A 17,999-nucleotide genomic window follows, 5' to 3' on the forward strand; every position below is an offset into this window, starting at 1 on the left:
CGTGGTGGGCCGCCCGGGCGTTCTTTTGTCGCTCGCGACCGGAAGGTCTAAGGTAGTGCCGCCGGCGCGGGCCGGCCTGCCGGGAGCCGGCGCATGTTCAATCCGCGTCCCCAGGTACAGGCAATCGCCATCGGCGACGGACACGCGTGCATCGTGGTGGACGATGCGCTGTTAGGCCCGGAACGTCTGCCCGCCTTCGCGCATGCCTATCGCGAAGACTTCCAGCAGGCGCCGGCGGACCTCTTTCCCGGTTTGCATCTGCGCATGCCGGAAGAGTTCACTCACCTGCTGGGCGAGGTCTTCCGCGAATACGCGCGGCACGCCCTCGGCGCACGACGCGTGCTCTTCGCTGCCAGTCGCCTGTCGCTGATCACCTCGCCGCCGCAGCGGCTGGCCCCGGCGCACTGGAGCCCACGCCGCGTGCGCGCGTTCGATCCGGATCAACGGGTCGTGCTGGCCGAGCTGTTGCTCTTCCAGGATCCGTCGCTGGGCGGCACGCAGTTCTTCCTGCCGCGCGTGTCGTCGCAGCAGATCGAACAACTCGAGCACGATGCCGAAGCGCTCGCGCCCGACGCGTTCTCGCACCGCCACGGCGTGCGCGCCGGCTACCCGCAGCAAAGCCATCCCTGCTTCGCTCCTGCCCTCTCGGTGCCGGCGCGCTGGAACCGCCTGATCTTCTACGACGGCGCCGCCTTCCACGCACCCGCGATCCGCGATCCGGCGCGTCTGGACGCCGACCCGCGCCACGGCCGGCTGAGCCTGACGGCCGCCTTCACGTGCAGCCGCCCGCGCGTGCCGTGGTAGTCCCGCGCTTCGGGTATTCTTGCGCTCCCGAAGCACGCACGACGCACCGCCATGTCCGACACCCCGCCCGACCGCCTCTCCTCCGACCCGCGCAGTCCGTTCCACAACGCCGAGGCGATGGACCGTGGCGTGGGCATCCGCTTCAACGGCATCGAGCGCGACAACGTCGAGGAATACTGCATCAGCGAAGGCTGGGTGCGCGTGCCGGTGGGCAAGTCGAAGGACCGCCGCGGCAACCCGATGACGATGAAGGTCAAGGGCACCGTGGAAGCCTGGTTCCGCTCGCCCGCCACCGAGTAACCGCAATAGCGGCATGCCACGCGGCGGCAACGTCGGCCACCATGTCTCCGTGGCACAATCCCGGCCTGCATGGCACGCCGGGAGGGCGCATGAAGTTCCTGCTGATGGTCTATACCGACGACTCGCTGCTCGAGGCGCTGCCCGAAGGCGAGTTCGACCGGATGATGCACGGCTGCATCACCCACGCCGATGAGCTCAAGGCCGGCGGCACGCTGATCGAATCGCAGCAACTCGAACACGGCAGCACCGCACGCACGGTCCGCGTGCGCAACGGCAAGACCAGTGTCGTCGACGGTCCGTTCGCCGAGACCAAGGAAATCCTGGGCGGCTACAACCTGATCGAAGCCGACAGCCTCGAGGAGGCGGTGAAGATCGCGCAGGGATTCCCGTGGATCGGCACCGGCAGCATCGAGGTGCGGCCGGTGCGCGATTTCGATGAGGTGCGCAGGCGCGTCGGCGCCTGATCCCGTTCTACTTCGCCTTCGCGCCGCCAAGATGGCGCGAGAGGAAGCCCAGCAGCTGCGTGTAGTAGGTGCGCCGGTTGTCCTCGGCATAGAAGCCGTGGCCCTCGGTACGCACGTACAGCGTCTCCACCGGCACGCCCGCCGCCTTCAGCGCCTTCTCCATCCGCTCGGTCTGCACCTGAGGGGCGATTTCGTCCTTGCCGCCCGCGGCCAGGAAGACCGGCACACGGATCCTGGACGCCAACGAGGTGGGTGAGATATCGGCCAGGGCGGTGCGGTCATCGCCCACCCAGTCGTTCATGTAGTTGCCGAGCCACTTGGCGTTGCGCGACTTCTGCCGGTGCATCAGCTCCAAGTCGTAAACACCCACGTAACCTGCGGCGCAGCGGTACATGTCCGGTTCCTTGGCCACGCCCATCAGCGCGGCATAGCCGCCGTAGCTGGCACCGTACAGGCAGATGCGCTGCGGGTCGGCGACCTTCTGCTCGATCGCCCAGCGGGTGGCGTCGGTCAAGTCGTCCTGCATGGCGCCGCCCCACTCGCGCGCGCCCGCCTGCATGTGCGCGCGCCCGTAGTTGCCCGAGCCGCGGAAGTTCAGACGCAGTACCGCATAGCCGGCGCGCGCGAGCATCTGCGCCTCGTCATCGATCTCCCAGCGGTCGAAAATGCCGATCGGCCCACCGTGCGGCATCACCACCAGCGGCAGCGGACCCTGGCTGCCGCGCGGGCGCGTCAGGTACCCGTGCAACGACAGACCGTCGCGTGCCTTCAGCGACACCGATTCGCTGGGCGCGAGCGTTGCCGGATCCAGCCACTTGCGGCGGCTGAAGATCAGGTCGGCGGCATTCGTTTCGGTATTGAAGAGGTAGAAATCGCCGGGACTGGTGTCGTTCCAGATGTGGACGATCTTGAGCTTGCCATCGCGCGTCCCGGACGTGATCAGGACGGAGTGGGCCGGAAACGCGCGTTCCAGCTTGCGGTACAGGCGTGCCGTGTCGGAACTGTCGTCGAAGAACCGGGTGCGCAACTTGTCGTGCATGAAGAAGCTGCCCACCGGCGTGCGTTCTCCGGGCGCGCGGATGATCCGGTAGGGATCGACTACGGCGTCGCGCAGCACCTGCTTACGCTCTCCGGTGACCGTATCCAGCGCCATGATCGCGTCCGGCCCTTCGCGCTGCTCGACCTGCAGGTAGGCGGTGCGCCCGTCGGCCGCGAAGCCCAGCGGCACCTCGACGCGCCGCGACATGTTTTCGTCGTTGATCAGCGCCCAGGGCGCGTCGCTGTTGGCGCGGTGGTAGAGCTTGCTGGCATTGTCCTCGCTCGCACCACGCGCGAAACGGACCTCGCCGGTCGCATCCACGGTGAAATCCGCGCGGCGCACGGGCGCGGTGGCCAGCGTATCGAGGCTGCCGTTGTAGGCGTCCAGGGCCATCAGTCGGGTATTCGGCATCGACGTATCCAGCGCATACATGCTGATCAGCACCTTGCGCGGATCGTTCGGCATCGGATCGACCAGTTCGGCGGCGCGCGGTTGCAGATCGGTGCCGTCCAGGCCGTAGCGGCCGAAGATCTGCCGACGGATCGAACCGTCGACATTCGTGGCATACAACTCGCCGGTGGCGTAAGGCTGGTCGCGCGAGCCGAATTTCTTCGCCACCGAGACGACCACACGCTCGTCGCTCACCCACCACACATCGTCGATGACGCTGTCGCGCCCGGCGCTGATCTTGGCGGTGATCTGGCGGTCGCTGCGCCGCTGCACGGCCAGGATCGTCTGGTCCTCCATCGGCACGGTCAGCGCGTAGTACTCGCCGGTGGGCGAGATCTTCAGGGTTTCCAGCACGTCCTGCTTCAGGAACGGCTCCAGGTCGACCTGCGCCTGCGCCCACGGCGCGATCAGGCATCCCAGCAGGATGCCCACACTCCTTGTCCCCCACCCCATGGATGCCTCCCGTGGCATCGTTGTCCCCGGCGCGGATTAAACCGCAGGCGTGTGGGAGGCTACAAGCGCGGCTCAGCGCGCGAGCGCGGCAGGCTCGCGCTGGGGCTCAACGGGTGCGTGCACGACGGGCTGAGCCTCCTGCAGGCGCTGCTGCCCGGCCTGCAGCCAGGCCTGCCCCTGCGCGCCATGCAGGTGCTCGCGCCCGATCCGGTCGATGGCCGCGCCATCGCCCTGCTTCGCCGCCTGCAACAACTGTTCGACCATACTGGTTGGTGATGCCGCCACCGGCGTCGGCCCGATCTCCACCGGACGCCACCGCAGTTCTTCCGCCATCGCGGCGTTACGCGGCTGGGCGTCGAGGCAGTCGATCCTGCACAGGTTCGATGGCGCGAGTGCTTCCTGCCTCCCGCGGATGCCTTCCTTGTCGTACACGGAGGTGCGGTAGAAGAACTGATGGTCTTCGGAACGGTGGATGACGTTGCGCGCGGGGTCGGTGGGCTCTTCCCGCTTCTGCAGGAAGGGCGGATCGCTCAGCGCGTTGAGGTAGTCGATCATCAGGTTGCCGCTGCGGATCGACAGGCCATCCAGCGTATAGCTGCCGCCGATGTCGCTATGCGCGCCCGCGACGGTGACGTTGAGGAAGCGGCCCCCGTCGGTGACGCCGGGATCGAGAACGCGGGTGGACTGGAACAGGTTGCGCCGCTCGTCGTCGGCCGTGATCTGGAACCCCGATACGACCGACGGAGGCAAGCGGCGATCATGGTTCCGCGGCTCGCCGGTGCCCACCGGATCGAACAGGCCGACGGCCTGGATGACGGTGCCGGGTTCGCGCAGGGGCGGTCGGGTGAACTCAAGCCGCTCGATGAATCCGTTCCTGTCACGCACCACATTCATGCCTGCAGGATCCTGGATGCCACGTTCTTCGATCAACCGGGTGAAGCCCGCGGCCTGCTCGGCGCCTCGACTGAAGCCGATGGCGGCGATACGGATGTTGGCGTCGGAATCGTCGCGCAGCCACGTCGAGGCCTGCTTGATGAACTGCAGGTACATTTCCTCCATGCGGGATTCGTAGGTGCCGCCGGTGGCCAAGTCGACGCCGCCTCGCCAACCTCCCTGTGTGCCAGGGCCTTCCACGTATCCGCCCGCGATCGTGCTGCTTCCGTGGTCCTCCAAGGCACGCCGCTCAAGCGCCTTCACATGCGCATAGATGAAGGCCACATTGGTATGGTTCTCCGGCGCATCCGTGAGCATGCTGTTGCCGGTGCCATCGAAGGACGCAACGAACAGCCGGTCGTTCGACCGGTTGCCGTCGTGCAGTACCGGGGCGGAAAAACCCGCCAGCTGCCTGCTGGCTTCGGGAAAGCTCGCCAAGTCGGCTTCTGTCGCCGGTATCGTGCCGACACCATCCGGATGTTGTTCTCCTCCCATCTTCCTCTCCTTGGATGAAGGTGTCAGTAAGTCTTGCTCCACGCCAGGATCAGGTCATCGCGAAACCTACTGTATTTGTTGCCCGGGATCTGCAGTTCCCGCGTGGGCACGAATGCCCGCATGTAGACATTGATGGTTCTGTCGTTCACTTCCAGAAGGATGTCGGGATTGCCGAGATCCCCCAGCACCTCTTCCTTCGGCACGTTATGCAGGACCTTCTGGTCCTTGAATATCTCGCCTATATCCACTTCTGCCTGGTGAGCAGCACCGTCTGCGGATCGCCACGTCACCTTGGCCGGTCCCGGGAAATTCCTGACGCTCAGGTAGCCGGCGGACAACTTCTTGAGCGCGTCAGGATGCGCGCTTGCCGAGGAGATCTGCAACACATCCTCTTCGTCGGACAGGTGTAGGAATCCGTTGTAGACCACCTTGCAGCCATAGGTCGAATAACTCGTGGCTCCGAAGTTGTGCCTGACGAACGTCAATGGCCAGTCGGCGACTGTGCTGTCGATCTTGCCGACGGTCTTCTCGCTACCTGATTCCTGCATCCTCGCCATGCCGTGGCATCCTGCGGTTGAAAAGATCATCGCCGAGACCAGCGCCAGCGAGCATGCGTGGCGCGGTAAACATCGAAGAGGTGATGGCCTCCAGCCCTGCATCGGATATACCTATCGCTTCTTGCGTGACGTCTTCTGTACGACAGAAGCCGCACGCACGCAAGCTTTCACATTTGAAGCGCCCCATGTTCGGCGCGTACATTCATGTACCTCACTCCGCCGGCATCGCGTCTTCATCCATGTGCACAACTTCCCACAGATGGCCGTCGAGATCCTCGAAACCACGTTGGTACATGAAGCCGTAGTCCTTGGCCTCCATCGGCTCGCGACCGCCCGCCGCCAGTGCCTTGGCGATCATCGCATCCACATCGCTGCGGCTTTCGACCGACAGGCAGAGCAGCACTTCGGTATGCGTGCGGGCGTCGCAGAGCGGCTTGCGGGTGAAGCCCTGGAAGAACGGCTCCACCAGCAGCATCACGTAGATCGTGTCGCTGATGACGAGGCAGGCGGCATTGGCATCGGTGAACTGCGGATTCACCGAATAGCCCAACGCATTGAAGAAGGCCTTGGCCTTGTCCAGGTCGCGCACCGGCAAGTTGACGAAGATCTGCGTGCTCATGGCGTGGCTCACTGTTGGGCGCGGGCATGGAGGTCGGCCGCCAGACGCGCTTCCTGCTCGCGCAGTTCGGGCGTCAGCGCCTCGCCGAAGTCGTCGGCTTCGAACACCGGCCGCAGCTCGATCTCCGCGCCGCCGTCGAACGGTGCGCGCTTGATCCATTCGATCGCTTCGTCGAGATTCCGGACCTGCCAGAGCCAGAAGCCGGCGATGAGCTCCTTCGTCTCGCCGAAAGGCCCGTCGATGACCGTGCGCTCGCGCCCGTCGAAACGCACGCGCGCGCCGCGCGAGGTCGGGTGCAGGCCCTCGCCGGCCAGCATGACGCCGGCCTTGACCAGCGCTTCGTTGAACTTGCCCATCTCGGCCAGCAGTTCGGTGCTCGGCATCTCGCCCGCTTCGGACTCGGGACTGGCTTTCACGATGACCATCACTTTCACGGCGTTCTCCTGTTTCCGGGCCGGACCATCCGGCCGCTCTTGTGGATACGACGAACGGGCGCGGCGGCGATCGACACGGCGCCGAGAAAAAATGTCGGCGCCGACCTAGGGCAGGCGCAGCTTCAGATCGCGCCGGGCCTGCGCCTCGTTGCCGCTGTGGTCGCGGGCGGTGATACGCAACACGTAGTCGCCCGGCGGCAGCGCGTCCGCCTGCCACGCACCTTCGGCCCAAACGCCATCGCGCACCGTGTTGGTGACGCTGTAGAGGAACCGGGTGACCGCGCTGCCGTGCACGGTGATACCGCTGCCCGGCGCATAAGCCACCTGCACCGCGTCGTCGGACGGCAGGCGCTGGAAGTCGATGTTCATGCGTGGCGTTTCGTAGCCCGCGAGCGGCGTGCCGTCGTCATGCAGCAGTTGGTAGCCCAGCGCATACAGGCCCAGGCGACGGCGCGGCAGGTTGCGGTCCACCTGGTCCCAGGCGTCCACGACGATGCGCACGCCCTGCAACCCGCGCGGCACGACGATGCGACCGTCCTGCTTCGTGTCGATGGGTTGGTCCAGCGTGTCGAACAGCGCCACCTGGTCGATACGGGGCGCGTAGGCGTCGGTGAAGCCAGTGAAGCCCAAGCCGATGGCGTTGCGCTCGTAACCGGACGGACCGATCGACAGGTGCACATGGGCCATGCGGTTTACCGTGCCCAAGGCATCGCCCACCGCGAACCTCGTGCCGCGACGCACGCGGATGCGGCTCGGTGCGCCGCTGAGGTCATGCAGCAAATGGAAGCGTGTTGGGTCGAGCAGATCGCCGCGCGGCGTGCGCCCCACCTTCATGTGGATGTAGTCCAGCGCGCCCACGCCCAGTCCTTCGCCCAAGCCATCGAATCCCCACGCGGCCGACGGACTGCTGACCTTGCCGTTGGCGATCGCGAGCACGGTCGCGCCGACGTCGCCACGGATGTCGAGGCCACCGTGCAAGTGATGCCGACTCTCGCCTTCGTAATCGCCCCGCACTTCGCCGAGCGTGCCGACCACTTCATGCCAGCCGTCCTGCGGGGCGAGCGGCCAGCGGCCCGCCGTGTCCGGCAAGGGATCGTCCGGCGAGGGCCCCACGGGCGACGGGGTCGGTGCCGCGCCCGCCGCCAGCGGCGCGAGCCGATGCACGCGGTGACTGCCGGCGTCGGTGAAATGCACTCGGCCTGCGGCATCCACCGCCAGCCCCGCCGCGCGGGAGAGGCGCTGACCCGGGAGATGGCCCGCCAGTGCATGCCAGCGGCCGTCGCGCATCACCTGCATCACCCGGCCGGTGTACAGCTCGCCGACATAGAGGTGGCCGTCATGGGTCAGCGCCAGGTTGAGTGGCCGACGCGGGCCGGCCATCGTGGCTGTATCCGGCTGCAGCGGCAGCGTACTGACGCCACCCTGCGGTTCGATCCGGCGGATCGCGTCGTTGCGCAGGTCGGCGACCCACACGATGCCTGTCGCATCCACCGCTACCGCGGTCGGTGTATCGAAGCGCGCCTGCGTACCGGTGCCGTCAAGGAAACCCGGCGCATCGCCACCGGCCAGCGTGCTCACCTGGCCATCGCGCGCGATCACCCGGATGCGGTCGTTGTAGGTGTCCGCGACCAGAATGCGCCCGCGTCCATCCACCGCCACGCCGATGGGTCCATTGAACTGCGCCTGCGCGCCCGGTCCGTCGCGGTAGCCCGCCTCGCCGGTGCCGGCGACAGTGGTCACCACGCCTTGCGGCGTGATCCTGCGGATCGCGTGATTGCCGGTGTCCGCCACATACAGGTTGTCGTCGAGATCGCGCGCGATCGCGGAGGGCGTGTTGAAGGCGGCCGCCGTGCCCGCACCGTCCGCGAAACCCTCGGTGCCACCGGCCAACGTGCTGACTGTACCGTCGGGCGCGATGCGACGGATGCGGTTGCTGTCGCCCGCGTCGGCGACATACCGCGTGCCGTCCTCCATGACGACGATGCCCCAGGGATCGTCGAAGCGCGCCTGCATGCCGGCTCCATCCCGCGCGCCGCGCACCCCATCACCGGCCGCGAGTGTCCGCTCCGCCGTCCAACCAAACGGCGTGACCGGCGGGCCTGCATCGGGCACGGGCACCGGGAATCGCGGCGTGAAAAGGAAGGTTGCGGCGATCGCCACGGTCGTCAACACGACGACGACCCACATCCATGCGTGACGGCTCATTGCACCGGGGCGACGAAGAAGATCGCCGCACGATAGTCACTGCGCGCAGGGAAAGGAAGCATCCCCTCCGCGCGATGGCCGACCGCCCTCAGGGCTGCCCGCTAGCGGTCACGCGGCAGGGCACGAGGAAGGTTACCGTGCCGCCGGACGGCAGCGCGGGGATCGCCACGCCGCTGCCCACCAGGCTGGCCAGCACGCCGGTGGTCGGGCACTGCGCACCGCCACCCGCACTGCAGGTGATCGGGTTGCCCGCCGGTGGGCAGGTGAGCCCCGTGCCTGGCGTGTCAGCGACGACGGCGCCGTCGGCGGCTTCGGGACCCGTGTTGGTCACCTGCACGGTGAACGTGCGCAGATCGCCGGACACGGCCGGTCCCGCACCCGTCGTCTTGCTGATCGACAGATCCACCAGGCGTGCGGTGTTGGTGATCGTGCAGACGATGTCCAAGCCGGTGTGCGCCGCGGTCAGCGTCAGCGTGTTGCCGCTGAGGTTGCCGCCCGTGCAGCTCCAGGCGCCGGCGTTGTAAATGCGCGCATTCCCCGCACCCAACGTCTCGCCCAGGGTGATGACGTTGCCCGCCGCCACCACGACCGCCGTACCGGTGTCGGTTTCGGACGCGGTGTTGGCCGTGGAGGCGAGACTCGCGGCGTTGGTGCCGCCGGTCGCCGACAGCGCGGCGGTGTCGTTGACGGCGGCGTTCACCCAGCGCTTGGCGAGTGCCAGCGTCGATTGCCGCGTGTTGGTCAGCGTGCAGGTCAGCGTCTGGTTCGCGCGGTAGTTCGCCGCCGGGATCACGACCTGGCGCGTGGGGGCGTTGACCGTGGCCGACACCGTGGCGCCGCTCTGATCCGTGCAGGTGGCGCCGGTCAGCACATAGCCGGCCACCTGGGATTCGGTGAGCGTGATCGGCGCGGCGTGGTTGGTGATCGCGTACGTGCTGGACGCCGCCGGCGTATTCGCTGCCGTGGTGGTCAGGTTGAACGACTGCGTCAGCGCATCGCTGGCGGTGATGCCGAACGTGCCGGTGCCGCCGACGGTCTGCTTGCGCACGATCAGCTTCGCGCCGTCGAAACTCCAGCGCATCTCCAACTCATCGCCGCCGGTCGGGCCGGTCAGGTCGATGCTGAAGGTCAGGCTGGTGATGCCCGTGCCGTTGAACTGCACCGAGCCACAGGCCGTGCCGCGCGCCACCGTGCCGGCATTACCGGTCAGGCAGTCGGCCGACGCATCGCCGGTGAACGCGCCCAGTTGGCGGAAGAACCGGTTCTGCGCCGGCTGCACGACGAACTGAGTGTTGCCGCTCAGTCGGCTCAGGGTGACCGTGCCGCCCTGCGACGCGGAGCTGGTCAGCGTCCAGCGCGAGCTGTTTGGGTCGCTGCCGATCGCGCCGCCGAGCCGATCGATGTGCAGCACCGGGTTGTCGACCGGCTTGCTGAAGGTGGCGGTGTAGGTACGGGTGCCGGTGTCGTGCAGCATCACCAGCGAGGCGCCGCCATTGACCGTGCCGCCGTAGGGATCGGTCCACCAGCCGTTGTTCGTGGCGTTGAACGTGCCGTTGGCGTAGTTCTGGTTGGCGGTGCCGGTCCACGTCACGGTGATGCCGCTCACCGTCGTGGTGGCGGAACTGGCGCCATTGGTCGTCCAGGTGCCCGTCAGCAGGGCCAGCGCCGAGCCGGCGGCGAACATGCCCGCGACGATCAGTCCGGCCTGTCCGAGCAGGCGCGACAACCGGCGCCGCGACGGCTTGGCCGCGCGGCGGAGGGAGGCGAGAGAAGGAGAGACACACGAAGCGCCTCGCAGGCGCAGACCCAAGACATGGCGCGACATCGACGAACGGATCCCCTGACGACCTTCCGGAAAGACATGCCTTCCTGGCTGGCACCCGCAGCGCTGCGGCAACGTGCCGCGAACGGTCGGGTACACCCCCTGTAGCCCGTACGCCACCGGAAACCCGGCCTGCCCACGACGCTAATGTGATCCGTATCTTAGCTTACAGAACGCGGTTGTGAGAGGTTCGTCACATAACAAAAGGGCCTGCCCCAAGCTAACGTACTCAGCCGGTGGAGGTCGGCCTGAAGGGCGAATCCAGCACGACGGGGGGTGATCAACGCGCGGGCAGCGCGTCTTCCTTGTAGATCGCCACGTGCGGCACGCCGTCGCTGCCGATCCAGCCGCGATACATGCCTTCCGTATTGAACGGGAACGCGATGCTGCCGTCCGCGCCCAGGGCGATGGCACCTCCGTCGCCGCCGGCCTTGGGGATATCGCGGTTGATCACGCCGTCCGCGGCGCGGACCAAGCCCTCGCCGGCCAGGCGCACGCGCGCGCAGATCTCGTGCGCGGCCGCCGCACGGATGTAGTACTCGCCCCAGCCGGTGCCCGAGACCGCACAGCGGTCATCGGCCCAGGTGCCGGCACCGATGATGGGCGAATCGCCCACGCGGCCGTAGCGCTTGTTGGCCATGCCGCCGGTGGACGTGCCCGCAGCCAGCAAGCCCTTCGCGTCCAGCGCCAGCGCGCCGACCGTGCCGAAGTAGGCCTTGCCCGGCAGTTCCAGCGGGGTGTGGCTGGCCTGCGCCTGCGCCTCTTCCTTCAACGCTTTCTGCAGTTGCTGCCAGCGCTTCTCGGTACGGAAGTAAGACGGATCGACCAAGGCGATGCCCTGCTCCTTGGCGAACGCCTCCGCACCGCCGCCTACCATCATCACGTGGCGCGACTTGTCCATCACCGCGCGCGCGAGGGTGATCGGGTTCTTGACCCGATGCACGCCGGCGACCGCACCGGCCTTGCCGGTGGCGCCGTCCATGATCGAGGAATCGAGCTCGTTCTTGCCGTCGTGGGTGAACACCGCACCACGACCCGCGTTGAACTGCGGCGCGTCTTCCAGCACGGTGATGGCGGCGGTCACGGCGTCTAGTGCCGGCTTGCCCGCGGTGAGTTGCGCATGGCCGGCGCGCAGCGCCGCTTCCAGCGCGGCACGCGCGGCGGCTTCGTCGGTCGGCGTCATTCCGGCGCGCTCGACGCCCGCGCCGCCATGGATTACCAGCACCGGCGCATCGACCGCCACCAGCACGCCGTTGCGCACGGCGTATTGCCGCTCGGCGGCGGGCTTTTCCACGCGTCCACTCGGCAGGTGCAGCACGGAATCGACACCGGCGATCACGGTGTCGACGCGGTCGAGGTTCATCGCCTGGTCTTCCACCTGCTTCTGTGCGAAGCCGCCCTTCACCACCGTCGCGCCGGCGCCCGGCGCGGTCGCGTACACGCGCGCGCTGCCATCGCCTTCCACCGCGACGGCGGCATCTTCATCCACGCCCAGACCCAGGATCGGGCGGCCCGCCATCGACTCGGCCTTGGCGACGAAGGCGATCAGGCGGCCGAGCCGGTTGCGTTCGCTGAAGTGCGTATCGGTGAGCACGCCCTTGAGCAGCGCCAACTGCAGGAAGCCGGTCTCGATGGTGTTGTCCGGGCCCAGCGGATCGGCCAGCGCACGCGGACTGATCTGGCTGCCGCCGTCCATCGCGCCGTAGAGATACTCGCCCTGCATGGCCAGGCCGGCGCTGGTGCCGCCCAGCGGCTTGCCGGCGCGCACATGCGCGTCCAGCGCCGCGCCCACTGGCGTGCCGCGCCAGTAGCGCACGTAGCGCGACTGGTCGCCGCCGGCGAGGAAGATGCCGTCGGCGCGCTTCAGGCTGCGCAGCACGGCGGGGTCGCTCGCGCTTTCGCGGTCGCTGAAGACGTAGGTTTCCACCGAGGCGATGCCGCCGACCTCGTTGAAGAACTCCTCGCCGATCTCGCCGGCCTGCGAGGCGCGCAGCACGACGATGTGGCCGTTGCCCGCCTTCTTCATGAACCAGCGCAGGGCATCGAAGTTGCGGTCGCCGCCGCCCATCAGCAGCAGGCCCGGCTCGACCTTGCCGGGCGTCTTGGCGTTGACGTCGCCGAGCACGTAATGGGCGGGCTTGGCCGCGAACGCGGGCAGCGCCAGCAGGAGCACCAACATGCCGAGCGCACTGCGCCGCACCGCACCAAGGACAGACACCATGCCATGCACTCCACGTCGAAGGTCGCGGCAGGATGCCACGCACCGGTGACGTGTGGTGACGAAGCGGGGCACGCTTTCCCCCATGCGGAACGCTCGGCCGATCGGATAGAGTGCGGTCATGCCCACCGAATTCGACGCGTGGTTCGTCCGCGAGGTGCTCGTCCACGAACGTGCGCTGGCGCTGTTCCTGCAACGCCACTGGCCGCACCGCGACGAGTGGCACGACCTTCGCCAGGAAGTCTATGCGCGCGTCTACGAAGCCGCGGGGCGGCTACGCCCGGACGCGCCCAAGGCCTTCCTGTTCGCCACCGCCCGCCACCTGATGACGGACCGCCTGCGCCGCAGCCGGGTGGTCTCGATCGAGCCAGTGGGTGATTTCGAGTCCTCGAACGTCTACCTGATCGACGAGGTGTCGCCCGAGCGGTGGACCGGGACCCGCCAGGCGCTCAAGCGCGTGGTGGAGGCCCTGGACCGGCTCCCCGACCGTTGCCGCGAAGTCGTGTGGCTGCGGCGCGTGGAGGAGTTGCCGCAGAAGGCGGTCGCCGCGCGCCTGGGCATCAGCGAGAAGACCGTGGAAAAACATCTGGCCAAGGGGATGCGCTTGATCGCCGACCATCTTTATGGCGGCGACGACGCGCACGCGCCGGACGGGCGAAGGAATGCCCGTCTTGTCATGGACGAGGACAACGCACATGACCGACAGCAGACAGATTGAACAGGACGCCGCGGACTGGCTGGTCCGCCGCGACGCAGGAGACTGGACCGCGCACGACCAGCAGCGACTGGACGTGTGGCTGTCGGCGTCCGCGCGCCACAAGGTCGCCTTCCTGCGACTGGAAGCGGCCTGGTCAGAAGCCGGACGCCTGCAGGCCTTGGCCGCCGGCCTGCCCGCGGGCGGCCCCCCGCCGCGTGCGGACGCCGGTACGCGACCTCTGCCCGATCTGCGCGGGATCGCCTTCGCGCCACGCGGCACGGCCGCCACACCCCTCCGCTGGCGGCAAGGCATCGCCGCCGCCGTGGCCCTGTGCGCGGTGGGTGCGGCTGCCTGGGGCGGCTGGCAGCTGAGCGGGCGCCAGGAAGCGCACTACGTGAGCGCCGTCGGTGAGGTGCAGACGTTCACCCTGCCGGACGGCTCCACCGCCACGCTCAGCAGCGACAGCCAGCTGGACGTGCAGATCAGCCGTGGCGAGCGAGGCATCGCGCTGGCACGCGGCGAAGCCTTCTTCGATGTGGCGCATGACCCCCGCCGTCCGTTCGTCGTGGAAGCGCAGGGCCGGCGCGTGGCCGCCGTGGGCACGCGCTTCTCCGTGCGCCGCAACCCCGATGACCTCCGCGTGGTGGTGACCGAAGGCAAGGTGCGCCTGGACAGCGGACTGGCCGCCGATGGTCGCGCCCAGCCGGTCGCCCTGCTGCCCGCCGGCAGCGTGGCCACGGCCGGGCGCCACGGCGTGCTGGTGCAGTCGGTCCCGGTGGCCGACGCCGAGCGCTACCTGGAGTGGCGCGACGGCTTCCTGACCTTTGATGACACCTCGCTGGCCGACGCGGCCGCCGAGTTCAACCGCTTCAACACGCGCAAGCTGGAGCTGGGCGATGCCGTGGTGGCCGACCTGCGGGTGGGCGGCAATTTCCGCTGGTCCAATGCCGATGGCTTCGTGCGCCTGCTCGAGCAGGGTTTCCCCGTGCGCGCCGAGCGGCACGAAGACCGCATCGTGCTGCACGCGCGCTAGCCCGCTCCCGACCGACGAAGGTCACGGGGGGATTTGTCGGGCTCGTTCGTCCTGATGTCGAGAAGGTGCCATCCCGAGCACCCCCGGGGAGAGTCGTCCATGCGGTATCCAATGCGAGTCCTGCTATTGAGCATGGCCTGTAGCGCGGCCCTGGCTGCGCAGGCCCAGGCGGCCCCCGGCCGCATCGACCTGCCCGCGGGCGAACTGGCCACGGCGCTCAATACGCTGGCCAAGCAGTCCGGCACGCAGCTGGTCTACCGCGCCGATCAGATGAAGGGCCGCCGCACCACCGGCGTGCAGGGCGCCACCTCCACCGACCAGGCCCTCGAGCGCCTGCTGAAGGGCAGCGGGTTCGAAGCCAAGCGCGATGCCTCCGGTGCGTTCCTGATCGTGCAAGCCGACGCGACGCCGCGTCGCGCACCGGCGCCGCGTCCCGCGCCTCAGGAGGCGCCTCCCGGCGGCGGCGCCGCACAGGCCGAAGAACCCGTAACCCAGCTGGAGACCCTGCAGGTCACCGGCTCGCGCATCCCGCGCGCGCAGATCGAAGGTCCTGCACCGATCACCGTGGTGACCGCCGAACAGATCCAGGCCGCCGGCCTGACCTCGGTGCCGGACGTGCTGCGCTCGCTGAGCCAGAACAGCGGTAGCGTGCAGGGCCAACAGAACACCACCAGCGCCCAGTCCACACCCGGTGCGCAAGCCGTCGACCTGCGTGGCCTCGGCCCCAACCACACGCTGGTCCTCATCAACGGCCGTCGCATCGCCGACTTCCCGCTCCCGCTCAACGGCCGCAGCAATTTCACCGACATCGGCAACATCCCGCTGGGCATGATCGACCGCATCGAAGTGCTGACCGGCAGCGCCTCGGCGGTCTACGGTTCCGATGCGATGGCCGGCGTCATCAACTTCATCCTGAAGAAGTCCACCGACGGCACCATCATCGACTATCGCTACGGCGACACCGAGCGCGGCGGCGGTGAATCGCACAAGCTCACGCTGACCACGGGCTTCGAGCGCGACGCGTTCAGCGGCATCGTCGGCCTGGAACTGCTCGACAAGCGCCCGCTGTGGGGCTACGAACGCAGCAACCAGGATTCGACCCTCGACGCGCCGACCTCGCGCCGCCGCCTGCCGCGACTCACCGCGCAGCTCTACGACTGGGACGACGGCGTCAACATCGCCCCCGCCGACGGCTGCGCCGCCATGGCGGGCTTGAACGAGGGCACTACCGTGCTGGCGGAAGACCGCTTCGGCGAACCCTACTGCGGCAGCGAGCGCGCCATCGCCTACCGGACCATCCAGAACGAGCGCAAGGGATTCAACGCCTACGGTTCGTTCGAGTACCGCTTCTCCGACACGCTGTCGTGGTTCGCCGACGTTCAGTTGGGTCGCCAGGAGGTGAAGCTGCTGACCGGCACCAACGGCAACGACGTGGTCAGCGACGTCATGGGCTGGGAGTTCCACGACCCCACCTCCACCGACAACAACGACAAGGTTTTCTACAACGCCGTCACCGGCCACTACGAGACCTGGTCGCGCCAGTTCACGCCCGAGGAGATGGGCGGCCTGCGCAACCGCATGAACACCACCACCCAGAAGACCTTCGCGGTGACGACGGGTTTGCAGGGCGCGTTCGGCGACAACTGGAACTGGGAAGCTGCCTACAACCACTCGCAGTACAAGGCCGACGTGGGCATGCCGCGCATTCGCGCACAGGCCGCGAACGAGCTCTTCCTCGGCGAACGCCAGGGGTACGACGCCGATGGTTATGCGATCTACAGCCCGGATCCGGCCCGCCTGTTCACGCCGCTGACGCCGGCCGAGTTCGCCACCATCGCGGCGATGTCCACCTTCCATCCGAAGGCCGACAACGACAACCTCAGCTTCACCCTCGACACGCCGGCGTTGTTTACGATGCCCGCGGGCGATGTCGGCTTCGCCGCCGCGATCGAATACGGCCAGCAATCGTACGAGATCAATCCCGATCCGCTCGCCCTGACCGCCGATGCCTACTACGGCCCGCGCTACGGCGACGGCAAGGGCGACCGCGACCGCTGGAGCGTGGCCGGCGAGTTCCGCCTGCCGCTGCTGTCCTCGCTGCAGGCCAGTCTGGCCGGCCGCTACGACCGCTACGAGTACGGCAACAAGAATCCGGGCAAGTTCACGTACAGCGCCGGCCTGGAATGGCGCCCGGTCGACACGCTGCTGGTGCGCGGCTCCTACGGCACCGGCTTCCGCGCGCCGGACATGCACTACCTGTTCGCCGGCGACGACTACTACCGCACGCTGTCGACCGATTACTACCAGTGCCGCACCGACGAGCCGGGCTTCACCGACGGCGAGTGCTACGACGACGGCACCTGGGACATCAACACCTTCGACGTCTACACCGGCAACATGGACCTGGACGTGGAGACGAGCAAGTCGTTCTCGGCCGGCTTCGTGTGGTCGCCCTTCGCCAACTTCGACCTGGCGGTGGACTACTACCGCATCCGCGTGTCGAACCAGGTACAGGCGCAGAGCCGCGAGCAGCTGCGCATCGACGAAGCCAACTGCCGCCTCGGCGTGACCGATTCCGGGCAGACCGTCGACGTGAACTCGCCGACCTGCGTCGACGCCCTGGCCCGCGTGATCCGCGATGCGGATGGCAACATCACCAGCGTCCGCTTCGCGCCGATCAACATCGCCAACGAGGAGACCTCCGGCGTCGACGTCACCGCGAACTACCGCCTGCAGACGGCGAACGCGGGCGACTTCCGCTTCACCGGCAGCTACACCTGGACCGACAAGCACACGCGTCAGCAGTACCCGGGCGACCCCGAAGAAGACATGCTGGACGTCAGCTTCAGCGCCACTACGCTGCCGCGCCAGAAAGGCAACCTGGGCATCAGCTGGGACCGCAACGCCTGGGGCGCCAGCGTGTTCGGCAATTACCTGGGCCGCGTCGCCAACTACGACAACGATGCGTGGACGAAGGCCACGTGGCGCTTCAACGCCGGCGCGCGCTACGACGTCAACGACCACCTGCGCGTGTCGCTGACGGTCAACAACTTGCTCGACGACATGCCGCCGAAGGACGCGACCTGGGCGAACTACCCGTACTACGACACCTCCTGGTTCGATTCCACCGGCCGCAGCTACTTCCTGCAGGTCACCTGGAAGCTGGGCGGCGCACCGTTGTAACGCGCATCCCCAAGGAAGGGAGCAGGCCCGCCGCAAGGCGGGGCCTTTCTTTTCGTCATCCAGCCCGCATCCGACCGCCGAGTGCCACTCGTCTTCCCGGCGAATGCCGGGACCCAGCGTCTTTGCACGACCCAAGCGCACACCAGAAGCCTACGAGGCAACCACGGCTTCGTCATTCCAGCGCAAGCTGGGATCCATTTCGCTCTTGCCCTTGCGCCTGCCGATAGCCCGCGGACGTCGTAGGCGATCAAGCAACCCCAGAATCAAGATGGGTCCCAGCCTTCGCTGGGACG

The 17,999-nt window shown here is 67.8% G+C and carries 14 protein-coding genes and 1 pseudogene; 6 read left to right on the top strand and 9 right to left on the bottom strand.

What is annotated here, in order from left to right; all coding sequences use genetic code 11:
• Positions 1-93 precede the first annotated feature (93 nt).
• The 3 genes from AC23D6_RS17920 (at position 94) to AC23D6_RS17930 (ending at position 1,568) form a co-directional block, all read left to right on the top strand.
• Positions 94-804 carry a DUF6445 family protein gene (locus AC23D6_RS17920; RefSeq protein WP_487750557.1) on the top strand — a complete coding sequence of 237 codons (711 nt, stop codon included), beginning with the start codon at positions 94-96 and terminating at the stop codon, positions 802-804.
• A 51-nt stretch (positions 805-855) separates the two neighbouring features.
• Positions 856-1,104, top strand: coding sequence for a DUF3297 family protein (locus tag AC23D6_RS17925; RefSeq protein WP_487750558.1), 249 nt, complete (start codon positions 856-858; stop codon positions 1,102-1,104).
• Positions 1,105-1,193: 89 nt separating this feature from the next.
• Positions 1,194-1,568: a YciI family protein gene (locus tag AC23D6_RS17930; protein ID WP_487750559.1), complete on the top strand. Its 375-nt coding sequence runs from the start codon at positions 1,194-1,196 to the stop codon at positions 1,566-1,568.
• A 7-nt stretch (positions 1,569-1,575) separates the two neighbouring features.
• Here AC23D6_RS17930 and AC23D6_RS17935 read toward each other — a convergent pair whose 3' ends face one another.
• The 9 genes and pseudogenes from AC23D6_RS17935 to AC23D6_RS17975 form a co-directional block, all read right to left on the bottom strand.
• Complete coding sequence (locus tag AC23D6_RS17935) at positions 1,576-3,510, bottom strand: alpha/beta hydrolase family protein (RefSeq protein WP_487750560.1); 1,935 nt, start codon at positions 3,508-3,510, stop codon at positions 1,576-1,578.
• Between the two features lie 72 nt (positions 3,511-3,582).
• Positions 3,583-4,938 (bottom strand): phospholipase effector Tle1 domain-containing protein, encoded by a 1,356-nt coding sequence (locus tag AC23D6_RS17940; RefSeq protein WP_487750561.1) that lies wholly within the window; start codon positions 4,936-4,938, stop codon positions 3,583-3,585.
• 23 nt (positions 4,939-4,961) lie between these two features.
• The gene (locus tag AC23D6_RS17945) at positions 4,962-5,495 is read right to left on the bottom strand and encodes a hypothetical protein (RefSeq protein WP_487750562.1); all 534 of its coding nucleotides are present in this window, start codon (positions 5,493-5,495) and stop codon (positions 4,962-4,964) included.
• A 211-nt stretch (positions 5,496-5,706) separates the two neighbouring features.
• Positions 5,707-6,114: a VOC family protein gene (locus AC23D6_RS17950; protein WP_487750563.1), complete on the bottom strand. Its 408-nt coding sequence runs from the start codon at positions 6,112-6,114 to the stop codon at positions 5,707-5,709.
• 8 nt (positions 6,115-6,122) lie between these two features.
• On the bottom strand, positions 6,123-6,548 hold the full coding sequence (locus AC23D6_RS17955) for a YciI family protein (protein ID WP_487750564.1): 426 nt from the start codon (positions 6,546-6,548) through the stop codon (positions 6,123-6,125).
• A gap of 105 nt (positions 6,549-6,653) precedes the next feature.
• On the bottom strand, positions 6,654-8,753 hold the full coding sequence (locus AC23D6_RS17960) for a gluconolaconase (RefSeq protein ID WP_487750565.1): 2,100 nt from the start codon (positions 8,751-8,753) through the stop codon (positions 6,654-6,656).
• 88 nt (positions 8,754-8,841) lie between these two features.
• Positions 8,842-10,479 carry a prealbumin-like fold domain-containing protein gene (locus AC23D6_RS17965; protein ID WP_487750566.1) on the bottom strand — a complete coding sequence of 546 codons (1,638 nt, stop codon included), beginning with the start codon at positions 10,477-10,479 and terminating at the stop codon, positions 8,842-8,844.
• Between the two features lie 376 nt (positions 10,480-10,855).
• Positions 10,856-11,836 (bottom strand): isoaspartyl peptidase/L-asparaginase family protein, encoded by a 981-nt coding sequence (locus tag AC23D6_RS17970; RefSeq protein WP_487752675.1) that lies wholly within the window; start codon positions 11,834-11,836, stop codon positions 10,856-10,858.
• A 249-nt stretch (positions 11,837-12,085) separates the two neighbouring features.
• Positions 12,086-12,916 (bottom strand): annotated as a pseudogene (locus tag AC23D6_RS17975) (cyanophycinase); the annotation flags it as partial.
• Here AC23D6_RS17975 and AC23D6_RS17980 point away from each other — a divergent pair.
• The 3 genes from AC23D6_RS17980 to AC23D6_RS17990 all read left to right on the top strand — a co-directional run bounded on the left by AC23D6_RS17980 (position 12,915) and on the right by AC23D6_RS17990 (position 17,706).
• Complete coding sequence (locus AC23D6_RS17980) at positions 12,915-13,511, top strand: RNA polymerase sigma factor (protein WP_487750567.1); 597 nt, start codon at positions 12,915-12,917, stop codon at positions 13,509-13,511. The pseudogene AC23D6_RS17975 and the gene AC23D6_RS17980 sit on opposite strands and share 2 nt — an antisense overlap.
• A complete protein-coding gene (locus AC23D6_RS17985; protein ID WP_487750568.1) occupies positions 13,489-14,523 on the top strand; it encodes a FecR family protein in 1,035 nt (344 codons plus the stop codon). The genes AC23D6_RS17980 and AC23D6_RS17985 overlap by 23 nt, the downstream gene beginning before the upstream one ends.
• Positions 14,524-14,655: 132 nt before the next feature.
• A complete protein-coding gene (locus AC23D6_RS17990) occupies positions 14,656-17,706 on the top strand; it encodes a TonB-dependent receptor domain-containing protein (RefSeq protein WP_487750569.1) in 3,051 nt (1,016 codons plus the stop codon).
• Positions 17,707-17,999 lie beyond the last annotated feature (293 nt).

Source organism: Pseudoxanthomonas sp. G3, from assembly GCF_057654715.1.